Source organism: Peribacillus sp. NPDC058002 (assembly GCF_042886655.1).
GTDB classification, from domain to species: Bacteria; Bacillota; Bacilli; order Bacillales; family DSM-1321; genus Peribacillus; species Peribacillus aracenensis.
Genome location: NZ_JBHVQU010000088.1, coordinates 1 through 16,734 on the forward strand (window position 1 = coordinate 1; position 16,734 = coordinate 16,734).

Below are 16,734 nucleotides of genomic sequence, written 5' to 3' on the forward strand. Positions count from 1 at the left end.
TCACCCATATATGCACTCACATGTTTAATCGGCCTATTTTCCTTTTTTTCTGCTTTGGGGAAAAGAACCACTGCAGTAACCACTACATAAAGGAAATATAATAGAAGAACGATCAGAAATCCTATTATTGCCGTTTTTACAGTCATTGAGCACTCCCCCCTTCAAGCGATATTTTATTATTATTTGTAATATGCGAAGACTCTATTCACCATCTGCATGCTTGATGTTATCGAGCGATGCCACTAACCCACTTTGCTTGATTTCTTAGGTGGACTTTTTTTCTTTTTAAATGTGACAAAGTGGTGAACATGAAAGCCGTTGCATAATATGATATAGAAGGAGGGATTTCATGCTTAAACAACCTGGTAAAATAAGTATCTTCAATTATTGTTTTGCATTAGGGGTATCAGAAGTATTCTTTTTATCCAGCTTTTATCTTTCCATTCTTGACGTTTCATTATTTGCGATCGCTTTACCATTTTCCGCTTTATTTCTAATGTTCTCCTTGTACCTATTCCTTCGAACGCACAAAGCAGTAAAGACCTTACCCAACCAAGAGGAACGAAGAAGCGAAATTCATGCATTCTATCATCAATCTTTCGGGATTTTCACGATCATTTTTTTCACTTTACTTTTTGTAGCTTTAGCCTTTATTCCCTTGCTCGAAAACGGCGGGCATTTCTATCTTCTTTATTGTTTACCTATGGCCTTGCTTTGTATGATCCCTTCGATTGTATCTTATAAAGGAATGAGATTATTCAAACTGGAAGCCGGCGGGAAATTAACGAAAATCTAATTATTTACCAAAGCTTCGTTTCATGAAACTCTGGAAATGATCAAAGAAACCAATCGGTGCTCTTTCCATGTTTTTTTGTTGTGTAAGTCAGTAGCTACTCAATCATGAAAGTAACCCTTTTCCTACATCCATCTGGCCGGATGGTATGGAAGAAAAGGGTTACTTTTTTTATGTACCGAGCTGTTTGTAGCACATTTCTTGTATATTTTATTTACGAAAAACCTTGTATTACTATACCAACCATGTAATTTAATAATCTGTCCCATTTAGTTAACTTCTACATGCGGACGTAAAACTAAATGGGGGTTTGACCGCTTTCACATATAAACCAACTAAACAAATTAGTTAAATAAAAGGAGAAATGGGAACAAGCTTTACTGTGAATAACCCCAGAACAAGATAAGAAGAACTTAACATGAAATAAAGACTTCTTTTCTATGAGACTTATTATTAAGAAATGCAAAAGTAATTTGTCTTTCATTTGACGGAGCATAGCTTTTCTTGTATGATCGTCTACTTGTGGAACACTGCAGAATAAACTTTCGGTAACCCTTTTTTCCCCTGCAAAGAATTTATCAATACTCCCGACCCCACCGTAAGCATAGAAAACATATATCCCACTAAACCACACTGCAGGCCAGTTCTCTATGTATAACACATTTTCATTAAACCTTTTTAATAAAAATAGATTCCCTTTAAATAGGATTCTTAAATGTTAGTTGATACGATCATCTCCTAGTATAGAGGCCTTTAGGTCAATGGAATGATATTCAAACTGAAATTTTGGTGAAAAAGGATGATACGAAATGGATGATGCAAAAACGATTTTAGTTACAGGCTACGCCAAAGTTCCTAAAGCACTATCAATGTTGGACATTCACAAACGTGTAGGGATTGTTCTTGAGATTAATGAAGTAACACATATCATAGAAAATGCAGATGTCACTTTCATCGCAAAGTTGCCTTGGGACTTTTTTAAAAGATCAATGATAGGATATGATTTATCCCAAGGAGTCAATCCATTAATTGAAACAATTCGTCAATGTCATGAATCTCCATCCCGACAAGTTATTATTGTGGCTTTGCAAGCTGTCGAACAACGATATGGAGACTTTCTTAAACAATGAGGAACTGCTTGCCTTTTGATGTATCTCAGGAATAAAACCACATGTGTCAATGACTGTATCCTTATTACTCTCCTTTTGGAAAGAAATCATTACCACCTTTAAACCTTCTATGAAGTCCTACTTTATTTAGTTCGTTTCGCATTGCGTTAAACTTCATCTTAAAAACTTTGTATGTTAAACTCCTTTAGTGGGGATTATCTACAGGGAGTTTGGAGAAAATGAATAAGGGTATTTATTTTCTCTCCTTTCTCCGAATGGGAGTTTTTTATTGTTTGAAAATACAACAGGAGGATTCAACTATGCATTTATTGCCGCGGGAAATTGACAAGCTTATGATAGTGGTGGCAGCAGACCTTGCAAGGCGCCGGAAAGATAGGGGATTGAAATTAAATCACCCTGAAGCTTGTGCGCTCATCACTTATGAGGTATTGGAAGGCGCAAGGGACGGGAAAACTGTTGCTGAACTTATGGAATACGGGGCTACCATTTTGACGCAAGATGATGTCATGGATGGAATACCTGAAATGATTGATGATATTCAGGTTGAAGCAACTTTTCCAGATGGAACGAAGTTAGTGACTGTCCACAGCCCTATAAGATAAAAAGGAGAGATGACTATATGCTGCCTGGAGAATACATTTTAAAAGAAGAAGAGATTATTTGTAATGAAGGAAGCGCTGTTTTTTCCATTTCTGTTACAAATACAGGAGACCGCCCTGTTCAAGTCGGGTCACACTTTCATTTTTACGAAGTAAATGAAGCACTCCGTTTTAATAGAAAAGAAGCTTACGGTAAGAGATTGAATGTCCCTGCTGGAGCAGCTGTTCGTTTTGAACCCGGAGATGAAAAAGAAATACAACTTATTAATTTTGCAGGAGAGCGTCGTGTATATGGGTTCAATAATAAAGTAGACGGCAAATTAGAAAGTGAGGGTGAATCATGAGTTTTAGAATGTCCCGAAAGCAATATGCTGAAATGTACGGACCGACTACAGGGGACTCTATCCGCCTTGCAGACACAGATTTGTTTATTCAAATTGAAAAGGATTACACTACATATGGAGAAGAAGTGGTGTTTGGTGGCGGTAAAGTCATTCGTGACGGTATGGGCCAGCATCCCCTTGCCACCCGCAAAGACGACGGTGTTGCAGATACCATCATAACAAACGTCGTAATCTTGGATTACACAGGAATTTGTAAAGCCGATCTAGCCATTCGGGATGGCAAAATTTTTGGTATTGGTAAAAGTGGAAACCCGCTCGTTATGGACAATGTGGATATTATCATTGGCGCATCTACTGAAATCATAGCCGGTGAAGGCCTGATTGTGACTGCTGGAGCCATCGATACCCACGTTCATTTTATCAATCCGGAACAAGTACAGGTCGCACTGACGTCTGGAACGACAACATTAATCGGCGGCGGTACTGGTCCTGCAGCAGGATCCAAGGCTACTACGGTTACTCCCGGCGAGTGGAATATTCATCGCATGCTTGAAGCTGCAGAAGGCCTCCCTATTAACATTGGCTTTACAGGTAAAGGTCATGCTGCTTCCATTGAACCTTTAACCGAGCAAGTGAAAGCTGGAGTTATCGGATTAAAAGTTCATGAAGACTGGGGAGCCACAGGTTCTTCTCTAGACTATGCACTAAGGGTAGCAGATGAATATGATATTCAAGTTGCCCTGCACGCAGATACATTGAATGAAAGTGGATTCATGGAAAATACCATGGCCGCAGTAAAAGACCGAGTCCTTCACATGTACCACACCGAAGGGGCAGGCGGTGGCCATGCACCTGATCTAATCAAATCGGCAGGTTATCATAACATTCTGCCATCATCAACGAACCCCACCCTCCCTTATACCGTAAATACTATCGACGAACACCTTGACATGGTAATGGTTTGCCATCATTTAAATCCTTCAGTTCCGGAAGACATTGCATTTGCAGACTCTAGAATTAGAAGGGAAACAATTGCAGCAGAAGATATTCTTCACGATATGGGCGTATTTAGCATGGTAAGCTCAGATGCCCAAGCAATGGGCCGTGTAGGAGAAGTCGTCCTACGCACATGGCAAGTTGCAGACAAAATGAAAAAACAAAGAGGCACCATGCTAGGAGATAGCAAATATTCCGACAACAACCGGGCTAAACGCTATATTGCCAAATACACTATTAATCCAGCCATTACACACGGGATTTCAGAGCATGTAGGTTCAATTGAAGTTGGAAAATTGGCTGATTTAGTCCTTTGGTCTCCGAAGTTTTTTGGAGTGAAGCCAGAAATGGTGCTTAAAAACGGCTTAGCGGTTACCGGGTTAATGGGTGATGCAAATGCTTCCATCCCAACTCCGCAACCTTATATTCATCGTCCAATGTATGCCCAGTTTGGGAAAGCCTTATCAAAAAGTTCGGTGACTTTCATTTCTCAAGCTGCCTATGATGCTGGTGTTCATGAGAAACTTGGATTACAAAAAATGATTTTACCTGTTGGCGGAATTCGGACCCTGACTAAGAAAGATATGAAATTAAATGGGGAAACACCTGATATTACTGTTGATCCGCAAACATATGAAGTGAAAGTAAATGGTGAGCTCCTGACATGTGATCCGGTTGATACCGTTCCGATGGGTCAGCGATATTTCCTATTCTGAGGTGAAGAGTATTGATTATTGAAAAAATCGTCACTAATTTAGAAAAGATGGATACTAATGAAATTAAAAAGCGTCACATAGAAAAAGTATACTTGGAAAGTGCACATTTAATGAAGCGCATCCAAAGGGTCAAGACGGATCACGGTAATGAACTTGGTATTCGGTTAAAAGAGCCTCGAGATCTTTTGGCTGGGGATGTATTATACATGGACGATAAAAATATGATCGTCATAGATGTGCTGTCAGATGACTTACTAGTTATCAGTCCCCGAAGTATAAAAGAAATGGGTACAATCGCCCATCAACTTGGCAACCGTCACCTCCCTGCTCAATTTGAAGAGGATGATATGCTGGTCCAATATGACTACTTGGTTGAGGAATTACTTCTGGAACTCGGAATTCCTTTTAAACGGGAGGAACGAAAAGTGAAACAAGCGTTCCGTCATATAGGCCATAGTCATGAATAATCATATTCTCTCTTTGTTTCAGCTTTGTGACTCTAATTTACCTACCGGCGCCTTCAGTCATTCCTTCGGCTTGGAGAGCTATATACAAGAAAATCAAGTTGTAGACAAGGAGACATTTTTCCAGTGGCTGAAAGTGTATTTACATGAGCAGCTCATCTACACAGATGGGCTTGTCTCGAGTCTCGTTTATGAAGCCCTAATGAAAGAGGATATTCAAGAAATCTGGAAATTGGATCGTCTGATAACTGTCCAGAACTTGCCGAGGGAAACACGGGAAGGGACGCAAATGATCGGGGACCGAATGCTTAAACTCACTGAATCACTTTATGATATGCCCATACTCTCGCATTACAGGGCGGAAATTAAGAAAAAGAGTTCATTTGGCCATCCAGCCATTGTATTTACGATGGTAGCTCATGGACTTGGGGTAACAAAACAAGACACCCTCCTCTATTATTTATATTCTGCCATAACCAGCCAAGTACAAAATGCAGTTCGAGCCATTCCTCTTGGACAAACAGCAGGCCAAACGATCACTCACAATTTCATACCTGAAATAACACAGGCAGCGGTGAGAATCATGCAACTGACGAAAGACGATTTTGGCATTGTTTCACCAGGTATTGAGCTGTCTCAAATGAAACATGAGCGCGTTAACATTCGAATATTCATGTCATAGATTTTTGAAAGAATCAGTAGTAAAGGACGTGTTTTAATGGAACCAATTAGAATCGGCGTTGGTGGACCTGTTGGAGCAGGTAAAACAATGCTTGTAGAAAAGTTGACTCGCCATCTCGAAAATGAAATAAAAATGGCAGTTGTCACAAACGATATTTACACAAAAGAAGACGCGAAATTTTTAATCCAAAATGGAGTACTTCCAGAAGATCGGATCATTGGTGTAGAAACGGGCGGCTGTCCCCACACTGCCATTCGAGAAGATGCTTCCATGAACTTTGCCGCTATCGATGAATTAATCGAGCGCCACCCAGACGTTGAACTTATTTTTGTTGAGAGTGGCGGAGATAATCTTGCGGCTACTTTCAGCCCCGAACTGGTGGACTTCTCTATTTATATTATTGATGTTGCACAAGGGGAAAAAATCCCACGTAAAGGCGGACAAGGTATGATCAAATCAGATTTGTTCATCATTAATAAAACGGACCTTGCTCCTTATGTCGGTGCAAGTCTCGAAGTAATGGCAAAAGATACAAAAGTATTCCGTGGCGACAAACCATTCGTTTTTACAAACTTAAAAAATGATGATGGCCTTCCTGAAGTAATTGACTGGATTAAGCAGCATGCTTTATTAAAAGGTTTAGATTAATATGACGGATTGGACTGGCACTTTATCTCTGGAACTAGAAGATCGGAAAGGAAAAACCGTCGCGAAAAGGGTGTACTTTCAGGGTGCACTCAAAGTTATGCGGCCGATTTACTTTGATGATTCAGGGCAGGTTTGCTATTACCTTCTAAATCCCGGTGGCGGCTATTTAGATGGCGATCGATACAAGATGGAGATATCAGTTGATGAAGGATCCAGAGTTACTTTAACCACGCAATCGGCGACAAAAGTATACAAAACGCCAAAAAGCCATGCCTATCAGGAAACCAACATATCCTTACAAAAAGGTAGTTATTTAGAATACCTTCCAGATCCACTGATCGCTTATGAAAATGCTCATTATAAGCAAAAAAATGTGGTTTATATGGAAAGCGGAGCAACGTTCATTTATACGGATATTCTTACTCCCGGCTGGTCTCCGGGGGGCAAAAAGTTCAGCTATAATACTATTCAATTAATTACCGAAGTTTTTTTGGATGGAGCGCTTGGTGTGTTTGACCATATTAAATTAATACCTGAAAAACAATCGATATCGGGTCTAGGTTTCATGGAAGGCTTTACCCATCTTGGGTCAATGATCGCAATCAGCGAATATACGAACGATGCCCTTCTCGATGAATTGTATGAAACTATTCAAATGGAAGAAACGAGTTTTAAATTTGGAATTTCAAAGTTGGCAGTGCCCGGCCTTAGCATTCGAATCCTTGCGAACTCTACCCAGGTCATTGAACGAATATTGAATCATTGCCATAGGATCATCAGCGAGAAGTGGAATAATCGTACACCAGGCTCATTACGGAAATACTAAAACATTCATCGGATGCTGATTCCTTAAAAGGCAAAGAACAGATGTCGAGTATGGAATTATCCCGAGTACCTTCATTAACAGTTTGCAGTGTCCTATTATGCGATTAAAGACCGACTTTTCATGAACTGTTCCATATTATATGGACAGTCTTAAATAAAGACCTATATAATAGACAATTAATAGATAATTACCACTCAGGATTTGGACCGATTTTGCAACTCCAGAACATTTTCGAAAATCCAGAAAAAAATCCAATTATAAACTTTCATGAGAGGGGTTACATTATGTCTGAAGATAAGAATGCAAAACCCGAATTTGAAGATTTTGAAGTGGAAACAGTGTTTGAGAATCGTGTTCATGAGCGACACGGATTCACTTTTAAGGTCCAAGGCGATGAATTCAAGGGACATTTTCATGAAGATGAGATCTATTGGCTCCACCCACATCCGAAACAAAAGATTGGGGAAAGTAAAGTAGAAGCAATTGAATCTACCATACATTCATTAATGCGACACTATGGCATTTCAAAAGAGATTGCAGACCTTGAATTAAAACCAGCATTTGAAGACCGGTTACATGAACGCCAACAATTTTCTTTGCAAGTGCAGGGAAAGGAATTCAAAGGCTTTATTCACGAAGGAGAAATCCAATGGTTCCATCCTCAGCCAAAGCAAAAGCTTAAAGAAGATCTTATTGAGGCAATTGAAACAGAAATCCATCAAAAAGTAGCGAAACAAGTAAATGAAAACAAAGAAAATATTTAGCAATAAATGACATAGGAAAAGGAGGTCTCTGTCAAAGAGACCTCCTTTTCCTATGTCAAGAGTTCATTTCTTATTCTTATCTCCACTAAAATCATTAAAATCAAGCACACGCTGGCAAAGTCTTTGCATTAACCTCGTTTCATGGGTGACAACGATAATTCCCATCTCTCTCTTTTTAGCAATTTCAATGAGTGCCTGCCAAATTTGGGCTTGTGTGATTGCGTCAAGCATTGTTGTCATTTCATCTGCAATTAAAAAACGTGTATCAGGCCCCAATGCACGGGCAACACAAAATCGTTGCAGCTCTCCTCCAGATAGTTCGTTAGGCCAGCGTGCTAGCCATTCCTGCTCAATCCCCAGTAATTCTAACAACGCTTTATCAGGTTGATATCCTTCATTAAGAATCTTATGCATCTTCCATTTAGGATTGATTGCCTTCTCTGGATGCTGAAGGACCATTTGAACAGGATGATACCCGTTCAGTGGCAATGATGCTCCATTTAAGAGTACCTCTCCCTCAATAGGTGTTTCAAAACCCGCCAATATCCGGCAAAAGGTTGTTTTCCCTTGTCCACTGGGGCCCTTGATACCCACGACTTCCCCTGGTTTTAGCGTCAAATTGACTCCTTGGAACAACCATGGTCCATCTCCATATCGAAATCCGATATCTCTTGCTTCAAGTTGCATGAAAACACCTCACCATTCCGCCCCGAAGGCCTCGCATTTCAGGTTGTTCCTGTCGGCATACGGGGGTCGCCATTTCGCAACGCGGCGCAAATAAACATCCTGCTGGCAATGAACTTGGATGAGGTTGAGCACCCGGAATTGGAGTAAAATCATTTTGAGGTAACGCTCTCCACAAAACCTTACTATATGGATGACGCAGTTCCTCACCCTGTCCTGTAAAGTTCTCCGCCGGGGCTATCTCAACTGTAGTTCCTGAATAAAATACAGCAATTTTATCAGCAATATTTAGGGTCGATTCAATATCATGAGTGATCAGCATCACTGCACAACCATTGTCTGCAACCTCTCTAAAATTATTTAACGCTTCCATTATGACATCGGGATCGAGCCCTGGAGTAGGCTCATCCGCAATAATCACCTTTGCCCCGCTTACCATGGCAGTTGATAGAAGTACCCTCCTCGCCATACCTCCAGAAAGTTGAAATGGATACATATCCTCCACCTCTGGCCGTAGGTGATAGCGCTCAAAGACCTCTCGTTGGACCGATACAGCATCACCGGATTTTACTGATGTGCGGACCTGATTTCCAACGCGCATCAGTGGATCGAGAAAGTTTACCGATTGTGGTACAAGGGCAATTTCCTTACCTCTTAATACGGTTTGCCGAGCAGTGGTGAGATCCTCTCCTGCATATTTAATCCGTCCACTTATACTCGCATTTCTTGGCAATATCCCTAGAATGGCATGTGCGAGCAGACTTTTCCCCGATCCACTTGCTCCTACAACGGCAAGAACCTCACCTGCCTCAAGAGTGACATTTAAACTTGATATAACTTTATGACTTTTCTTTTTAAATCCATAATATTGCTTAAAGGATACTGATAAATTTTCTACTTCAAGAATAGGCATTTGTTAACTCCTCTTAAAATCGAAAGTAGCATATGGGTGACTAATCGTGAGCCCTATTAGGATCCAAGTGCAACCGGATATTTTCTCCTATCTGATCAAACGTTCTCACGATAATCAATAAACATAGCCCTGGAAAAAAGGCAAGCCACCACATACCTGAAGATAAATACTTCATAGATTCTGATAGAATAATTCCAATTGCCGGCTCGTGAGGAGACAATCCCAAACCTATAAATGTAACAGCTGCCTCATGTAAAATAACATGAGGAAACAATAGCATGAACCCAATTAAAAGCTGCGGGAAAACATGGGGCAGAATATGATGGAAAGCGATCCACCATCGAGATTTCCCCATTTTCTGAGAAACCTGAACATATTCTGCTGAACGAACTTGCATGACCTCTGCCCGGATGACTCGGGCAAGGCTTGGCCAATGAGTTAAAGTTAAACCAATTACAATCCCTTTAAATCCTCCCCCTAATGTAAAAGCGATTAGAATAAGGGTTACGAGATGCGGTACACTCAGAAATAGGTCGATAAGCCATGAAATGAGACGATCCGCCATTTTTCCCATTGTTGCAGCTGCCATCCCCAAGAATAGAGCAATTGACGCGCTTCCCATCGCTCCAATCAATCCAACCCCCATACTTAAGGAAAGTCCCATTACCGTACGTGTAAACATATCTCTACCCAACCAATCCGTACCAAAGGGATGAGCTAATGATGGGGGATCATTTCGCTCATCAAGATTCGTCTCGATTCTCCCCTCATCAATAAAGATACCACCTACTATGACAAGTACTAAAAAAGCAAGTAGGATTAGAATCATATAAAGTGTCCGCTGCTTTCGATTTAGAGCAAATCGTTTAACATTATCATTATTTTTGTTTTTGAGGCCTGGAATCATAACTTCTCCCCTCCCTCATTCTGGGATCTAATAAACGATAGCTTAAATCAGCAAGTAAATTTCCTACAAAAACAAATATTGTGCTACATATAACCAATCCCAATAAAAGGGGGACGTCTCCCCTAAGCCCAGCTTCTACCGTAGCTTGTCCTAAACCGGGATATGAAAAAACTTGCTCAGCCAGCACTGCTCCACCAAACAATTCACTAAAAGCCGCAAATTGTAAGGTAATCGCCGGCAAAGCAACATTACGCAATCCATGTCTCCAAAACAAGACAAATCCTTGTTCACCTCTCGCCCTAGCAAATAAGACATAATCACTAGAAAGAACATCAATCAGCTTCTGGCGCGTATGCAAGGCCACATTAGCAACCCCAACTATACTAAGCGTGATTGCCGGAAGAATAAGGTGCATGATTCGATCCATCATTGTGACATTTTCCGCAAGGACCCCAGCTGGAACTCCCATTCCAATCGGAAACCATCTTAGCCAAACGCCAAAAACGATAAGGATAAGGAGCCCCACCCAAAAGGTAGGAGTTGAAGCAAGAGTGAAACAGTACCATTTTATTATTCGATCGATCCAAGTCCCTTTTTTCATGGCCGCTATAACACCCATGGAAAATCCAATTATCCCTGATAATATCCAGGCTGATATCATGAGTGCCAGGGAATTTAAGAATCGTTCACCGATAATGTCCATTACCGGGCGGCGAAATATCATTGAAGTTCCTAAATCACCTGTAAGTACCGCAGATCCCCAATTCAAGAATTGCACCATGACTGGTTGGTCCACTCCCCAATATTCGGCTATCTTCTCCCTTTGCTCAGGACCCACCTTCAACATATCGGCTCCGATATAGGCTTGGATTGGATCAATCGGAGAGTTTTTTATTAATAGAAAGGAAATTAAACAAATGGCAATCAATAATGTGACCATTCTTAATCCTTTCAATAATAGAAATAATCCTAGCTTTCCACCTCTAAGTTTACGCATAATTAGTCGGACCATTTCCATTCAACTATGTTATCTGTTGCAGGCCAACCATGCCCATGTACATGGATTCTTTGTTCCCCGATATCAAGTCCATCTTTCACTAAGTACAAATGATCAATATTCACTAACCAGGCCCATGGAGCGTCACCCTTTGCACTTAAGCCTGTTGTTCCATCCCATTGTGCTTTTTTCCAATACTCGATTGCTTCTGTTTCACTTGTAGCAAGAAGGGCTTTATCAAAGTATTCATCCACCGTTTTATTTTGATAATATCCGGTATTATAAAAGTCTACCCCTGCAAATTTGCTACTATAAATGTTATACATCTCATGAGGGTCATGGCTACCCCAACCTAATAGGACTGCATTTGAATACATTTTCTTTTCAATAATATCCCAACTTCCTCCTTCTACTTTAATCTGGATTCCCAGTGGCTTGATCATATCGGCCACAGAAATTGCAAGAGATTGCCTGATTGCATCACTCGCCAAGTAATAAAGAGTGAACTCAGCTTTCAAAGAATCCTTCTCAAGAATCCCATCTCCATCTGTATCCTTCCATCCGGCTTTTTTCAAAAGTTTCCGCGCACCGTCAAAATCAGCGTCCTTAATGGTTGTATCCGGGTTCCACCAAGGAAGGCCATCCACTGAAGTATAAGCTGGTGTACCACGCCCCTCTAAGACTCCATCAACTAACGCTTTTCTGTCTACCGCAATATTAATCGCATGACGAATCGCTGGATCAGCAGTTACATCGTTACCAATTGGTAAGCCATCTTCAGTAAAGTCACCTGATTTTACAAATGGAAAGACGATTCCTCGATTATCAACTGTTTTCACCGATTCCAACCTCATTCCAGGCACTTCCTGGTTACTAAATGCAGCTGGTATATAAGCAAGATCGACCTTCCCTGCTTGTGCAGCAGCAAAAGATGCATCCTCGTTTAGAAATAGAAAGGTAATCTTTTTAAAATACGACTTTTTGCCATAATATTCAGGATTAACCTTTATAATGAGCTGTTGCCCTTTGTCCCATTGAACGAGCTGATAAGGTCCTGACCCTATAGGATTTTCCGCATAGTCAGCGCCATAAGCATGTTTTGGAACGATTCCTGTTCCTACTAAGGAATTAACAAATGTTGATTGAGGATCTTTTAACGTGAATTTTACGGTGTAATCATTGATCGCCTCCACTTTATCCATACCATTAAGATCAACGACCGACCCATTGTTGGTAGCTGTTTCAAATGTAAAGACTACATCGTCCGCGGTTAATTGTTCTCCGTCTGAAAATTTCACATCCTTACGTATGTTCACTGTCCAAACCTTGCCATCTTCATTGACTTTATAACTTGTTGCAAGATCATTTACAATGTTAAGCTTGTTATCTCTTTTTAGTAGAGTACTTTGGAAAAGCGGTGAGCCATAACGTCCCCATCCGGCCGTTGGATCAAAACCTGCTTCAGGCTCTGAACCAAATGCCATCACAAGCTCATCCTTTTTCTTCTGATTAACGTCACCATTTGAATCATCAGATTGATTGGATTCTAATTGATTGCAACCCATTAATATAATAGAAGAAACTAAAGTAATTAATACGATAATTCCAAACATTCTTTTTCTCATTTGTTCCCACCTCAAATTTATAGTCTTAAATAAGTTCGCTACTTCAAAAATATAAAATAAAGAAGAATACATGGGTGTATATATCACCCGATTTAAAGGAATAAACAACCAACTTGGTAAAAAGCATTTTATTCAAGATACATATGAAACAAATGTCCATACTAAGCAGGTGTTGTTGTTACAGGAGGTATTAGAAATCTTGTCTAAAATGAAGAGGAATGCGGATTTTTTGGCGCCTAAACTATATTAAAATAGTATAAGACGAGAAGATTCCCTATTATGATTAGGAAACTTACTCGTCTATTCTTTATCTAATATTAGATTTTCTACTGAAGGACTCGCTTTGCAAGATATTAGTAAAGAACTATTTCCAAACAACAATGGGAACCGACTTTTTGTCAAGTATACGATTATTTCGATTATTAAACAACTTTATTAGTAACAATAAATCAATTTGATATAGTTTCTAGCATAAATGACCGTTCAGAAATGAGATTTTGAGAGGGAAAACGCGGGATTTTAAACAGTCGATTCCAGAAGTAAAAAGAATATAGGGGACTAAACAAATCTCAATAATGGAACACTAAGGCTCATATGATCATCCCAATAAACCAAATTGCTTTTCTATATTTATTTGTTATTTATATCCAAAGATAGATGCAGTTAGTCTTCTTATTATATCCATGCCTTACAAAAAAAAAATCCCACATAAAGTGAGAACATTCTTTGCATGTATATCCTTTATTGTTCCACTACACGGCCATCTTTATAAATGTGGAACCACCCAATCGTTCCTGTGCCGCCTTGATCGATCCAATCCTTATTAGCTGCTTTATAGTTGTAATAGGCTTTTCCTTTGCCATCTTTCAGCAATCTGCCATCACCGCTGAATACGATCTTGTTACCCAGCTTCTTCTTCCCTAACGCGATCGCGTCTTTTTCCGTGAACTGTTTTCTTTCCACCTTATTCTCATCTAAAGCAGCCCATGTCAGCGGACCGACGATACCATCTGAACTCAAGTTATGATCCACTTGAAACTCCCTTACCACATTTTGTGTTTGGGTACCGAAAATCCCATCTACGCCTACACTATATTTAACATCTTTAAGGCTTTGCTGTAAGTCTCTTACATAACTTGAACGTGAGCCTTTCCTGAGGGTCGGGCGCGTTTCCGCCTTCGTTTCGATTTTCTCCTTTGTTGCTGCGTGGGTAATTGAAGTTCCCGTTCCTAGTGGGGCCAACATCAGGGCAACAGTTGGAATGATGACCAATAATTTTTTCTTCAACACATATAACCTCCATTCATTTGATCACTTCTGCAGGTTTCTGGCACTTTCCTTGGAGCCCATTCATTATAACGTAAGGAGTAGTTTTATTGGCGTTTTATTACTTTATTTATAAAAAATGGTAAATGGTATCCATGGTATGCATTAAGCTTATATGATGGAGGTCCCTTTTCTTGGCTAAAACAAAATGATCCCCTAAAGGGGATCATTTTGTTTTAGTGATTTTATGGCTGTTGTTGATTCTGCCCTTGCATCCCAGTTCCCATGCCCATCATGTTAGTGGCAAGCGGCACCATATTTTTCATTTTCCCGCCATTTCCACTCAACATTTGATAAGTAGCAATACCTACTCCGACCGAAGCGACAACTGGCAAAACTTTATTCATGTTAGCCTTCATCTTAATCACCTTATTTTATATATTTTTGTTCATTTCCTGAACTCTTATATCTTGTTCAAAAAAACCCAAAAAATTCAAGATGATTGTAACCGAAACTATTAGTTATAAAAATACGTTTTAAAGGGAAAATTCTTTCAGGAGGGATATTATGCAAGTACTCTTCGAATGAGGTGAATATTCATATGCCAATGTTAGATGTGGACGGTATTAGCTTGTATTATTCTGTTAAGGGAAATGGTGTTCCTATTGTTTTTATTCATCCACCAGTACTGACAAGTGTGAATTTCCAATACCAGCTGAAGGAATTATCCGAAGAGTTCAAAGTTATCACTTTTGATATTAGGGGTCACGGAAGAAGTCAGTATTCAAGACTGCCAGTAACTTATCCCCTGATTATAGAAGATATCAAACATCTGTTAGATCATTTGGAAATAAAAAAAGCTATCATATGCGGTTATTCGACCGGAGGCTCCATCGTATTGGAATATTTGCTGACTTGTGGCGATAGGGCTCTAGGAGGCATTGTAATAGGTGGAATGTCAGAAGTGAGGGATAAATATTTAAAGCAAAAGATTTCTTTAGGAATATCCCTTGCAAATAAAGACGCCGTTCCAATCCTAGCGCTTTCCATTTCATGGAGCAATTCAAATACAGGAAAGTTGTTCAACGATATGTTTAATGACGCCCTGAAGGGAGATGCCCGAAATATCGAGCAGTATTACCATTATAGTTTGCATTATAACTGTACACACCAGCTAGAGAAAATCAACATGCCCATTTTACTGGTCTATGGTAAAAAAGATAAACCATTGCATCATTACGCTTATTTATTACATGAAAAATTGCCATATACGGAATTAAAATTCATTGAACATACGAAGCATCAGGTCCCTACAAAAGCGGCTAATGATTTAAATGAAAGCATTAAGCGTTTTATCCATACACGAACTGTTTGATTCTATCAACTGATAAAATTAATGGAGTGAAAAAAATTGGGAAGAGATAAAAGCATACTGATTCATTTATTATTTCTATTGCTAGTCACTGCCGTTTTTATTTGGTCAGTCATTAAGCCTGCAGGATACTTGATATGGACAATGGAAGTATTTCCTGCCGTTGTGTTTCTGATTTATTTACTTGCTACATATAATAAATTCCGCCTCACTACATTATCCTATTTCGTTATTGCCGTTCTTTCAATCACCATGTTCATCGGTGGCCATTATACGTACTCAAAAGTCCCTGCATTTAATTGGCTAAAAGATCATTACGATCTAAGCCGGAACCACTATGATCGGTTTGGGCATTTCCTGAAAGGTTTATTTGCGATTGTGATTAGAGAAATATTAATACGTAAAACCCCTCTAACAAAAGGACCGTGGTTATTTGCTGTTACATTAAGTTTTGCGCTTGCCATTGGTGCCTTATATGAAATCATCGAATGGATAACTGCCATTGTTTCAAAAGGTGGAAAAGCTTCAAAAGAATTTTTAGGAACACAAGGTGATATTTGGGACGCACAATGGGATATGTCGTTAACATTAATAGGCTCTATCCTTGTATTGTTCACCTTGTCCAAACTTCATGACAAGCTGTTACGAAAAGTGAAAAATTAAGAAGAAAAAAAGATGAAATATTGGGTCAGACCTACTAACAAAAACTGTAAAGGCTTAAAGGAATTACAACCAGGATCTTCACGAAGCCATTTAATATCAAATTAGAATTTGATCGTTAATATGATGCTCCATATGTTCTATGGAAATCAACAGCATTCAATATCAGACCCAAAAGAAAAAACCGAAATCAACAAAAGATTTCGGTTCCACTATAGACAAACTCGAAGGAAAGTCAGTTTGCCTGAAGTTTTTTATTTAAAAAACAATCCAGTTGATTGGAACGGAGGGTACGAGACTCCTGCGGGAAAAACGTGTCCAAGGGAGACCCCGCAGGCGCAAAGGCGC

The 16,734-nt window shown here is 39.7% G+C and carries 19 protein-coding genes; 12 read left to right on the top strand and 7 right to left on the bottom strand.

Going from position 1 to position 16,734, the window contains the following annotated elements; translation table 11 throughout:
• Nucleotides 1–349 precede the first annotated feature (349 nt).
• The 10 genes from ACFVSH_RS15540 to ACFVSH_RS15585 all read left to right on the top strand — a co-directional run bounded on the left by ACFVSH_RS15540 (nt 350) and on the right by ACFVSH_RS15585 (nt 7,962).
• The gene (locus ACFVSH_RS15540; protein WP_387600661.1) at nt 350–796 is read left to right on the top strand and encodes a hypothetical protein; all 447 of its coding nucleotides are present in this window, start codon (nt 350–352) and stop codon (nt 794–796) included.
• 806 nt (nt 797–1,602) lie between these two features.
• A complete protein-coding gene (locus tag ACFVSH_RS15545; protein WP_387600659.1) occupies nt 1,603–1,923 on the top strand; it encodes a DUF3870 domain-containing protein in 321 nt (106 codons plus the stop codon).
• 299 nt (nt 1,924–2,222) lie between these two features.
• The gene (locus ACFVSH_RS15550; RefSeq protein ID WP_260286687.1) at nt 2,223–2,525 is read left to right on the top strand and encodes an urease subunit gamma; all 303 of its coding nucleotides are present in this window, start codon (nt 2,223–2,225) and stop codon (nt 2,523–2,525) included.
• 17 nt (nt 2,526–2,542) lie between these two features.
• Nucleotides 2,543–2,866, top strand: a complete 324-nt coding sequence (locus ACFVSH_RS15555; RefSeq protein ID WP_342614392.1) for an urease subunit beta — start codon at nt 2,543–2,545, stop codon at nt 2,864–2,866.
• Entirely contained in the window at nt 2,863–4,578 is a 1,716-nt protein-coding gene (ureC, locus tag ACFVSH_RS15560; protein WP_387600655.1) for an urease subunit alpha, read from the top strand. Before ACFVSH_RS15555 ends, ureC begins: the two co-directional genes overlap by 4 nt.
• Nucleotides 4,579–4,589: 11 nt before the next feature.
• Complete coding sequence (gene ureE, locus ACFVSH_RS15565; protein WP_387600652.1) at nt 4,590–5,045, top strand: urease accessory protein UreE; 456 nt, start codon at nt 4,590–4,592, stop codon at nt 5,043–5,045.
• Complete coding sequence (locus tag ACFVSH_RS15570) at nt 5,038–5,724, top strand: urease accessory protein UreF (RefSeq protein ID WP_387600649.1); 687 nt, start codon at nt 5,038–5,040, stop codon at nt 5,722–5,724. The genes ureE and ACFVSH_RS15570 overlap by 8 nt, the downstream gene beginning before the upstream one ends.
• A gap of 36 nt (nt 5,725–5,760) precedes the next feature.
• Nucleotides 5,761–6,372 (top strand): urease accessory protein UreG, encoded by a 612-nt coding sequence (ureG, locus tag ACFVSH_RS15575; protein WP_056524172.1) that lies wholly within the window; start codon nt 5,761–5,763, stop codon nt 6,370–6,372.
• Between the two features lies 1 nt (nt 6,373).
• A complete protein-coding gene (locus ACFVSH_RS15580; protein ID WP_387600646.1) occupies nt 6,374–7,198 on the top strand; it encodes an urease accessory protein UreD in 825 nt (274 codons plus the stop codon).
• A gap of 284 nt (nt 7,199–7,482) precedes the next feature.
• Complete coding sequence (locus ACFVSH_RS15585; protein WP_387600643.1) at nt 7,483–7,962, top strand: hypothetical protein; 480 nt, start codon at nt 7,483–7,485, stop codon at nt 7,960–7,962.
• A gap of 63 nt (nt 7,963–8,025) precedes the next feature.
• Here ACFVSH_RS15585 and ACFVSH_RS15590 read toward each other — a convergent pair whose 3' ends face one another.
• The 7 genes from ACFVSH_RS15590 to ACFVSH_RS15620 form a co-directional block, all read right to left on the bottom strand.
• Nucleotides 8,026–8,649 carry an ABC transporter ATP-binding protein gene (locus ACFVSH_RS15590; protein WP_260286675.1) on the bottom strand — a complete coding sequence of 208 codons (624 nt, stop codon included), beginning with the start codon at nt 8,647–8,649 and terminating at the stop codon, nt 8,026–8,028.
• The gene (locus ACFVSH_RS15595; protein WP_387706735.1) at nt 8,639–9,559 is read right to left on the bottom strand and encodes an ABC transporter ATP-binding protein; all 921 of its coding nucleotides are present in this window, start codon (nt 9,557–9,559) and stop codon (nt 8,639–8,641) included. The genes ACFVSH_RS15590 and ACFVSH_RS15595 overlap by 11 nt, the downstream gene beginning before the upstream one ends.
• Before the next feature lie 40 nt (nt 9,560–9,599).
• Nucleotides 9,600–10,466: an ABC transporter permease gene (locus ACFVSH_RS15600; protein WP_387600636.1), complete on the bottom strand. Its 867-nt coding sequence runs from the start codon at nt 10,464–10,466 to the stop codon at nt 9,600–9,602.
• The gene (locus tag ACFVSH_RS15605) at nt 10,438–11,463 is read right to left on the bottom strand and encodes an ABC transporter permease (protein WP_387706737.1); all 1,026 of its coding nucleotides are present in this window, start codon (nt 11,461–11,463) and stop codon (nt 10,438–10,440) included. The genes ACFVSH_RS15600 and ACFVSH_RS15605 overlap by 29 nt, the downstream gene beginning before the upstream one ends.
• 2 nt (nt 11,464–11,465) lie before the next feature.
• The gene (locus ACFVSH_RS15610) at nt 11,466–13,088 is read right to left on the bottom strand and encodes an ABC transporter substrate-binding protein (RefSeq protein ID WP_387706739.1); all 1,623 of its coding nucleotides are present in this window, start codon (nt 13,086–13,088) and stop codon (nt 11,466–11,468) included.
• Nucleotides 13,089–13,829: 741 nt separating this feature from the next.
• Entirely contained in the window at nt 13,830–14,378 is a 549-nt protein-coding gene (locus ACFVSH_RS15615; RefSeq protein ID WP_342614402.1) for a peptidoglycan-binding domain-containing protein, read from the bottom strand.
• Between the two features lie 221 nt (nt 14,379–14,599).
• Nucleotides 14,600–14,773 carry a hypothetical protein gene (locus ACFVSH_RS15620; RefSeq protein ID WP_387706742.1) on the bottom strand — a complete coding sequence of 58 codons (174 nt, stop codon included), beginning with the start codon at nt 14,771–14,773 and terminating at the stop codon, nt 14,600–14,602.
• A gap of 182 nt (nt 14,774–14,955) precedes the next feature.
• On the opposite strand from ACFVSH_RS15620, the gene ACFVSH_RS15625 reads away from it, so the two are divergent.
• Both ACFVSH_RS15625 and ACFVSH_RS15630 read left to right on the top strand, forming a co-directional pair.
• Nucleotides 14,956–15,729: an alpha/beta fold hydrolase gene (locus ACFVSH_RS15625; RefSeq protein WP_387706744.1), complete on the top strand. Its 774-nt coding sequence runs from the start codon at nt 14,956–14,958 to the stop codon at nt 15,727–15,729.
• 36 nt (nt 15,730–15,765) lie between these two features.
• Nucleotides 15,766–16,389: a DUF2238 domain-containing protein gene (locus ACFVSH_RS15630; protein ID WP_387706746.1), complete on the top strand. Its 624-nt coding sequence runs from the start codon at nt 15,766–15,768 to the stop codon at nt 16,387–16,389.
• Nucleotides 16,390–16,734: the final 345 nt, after the last annotated feature.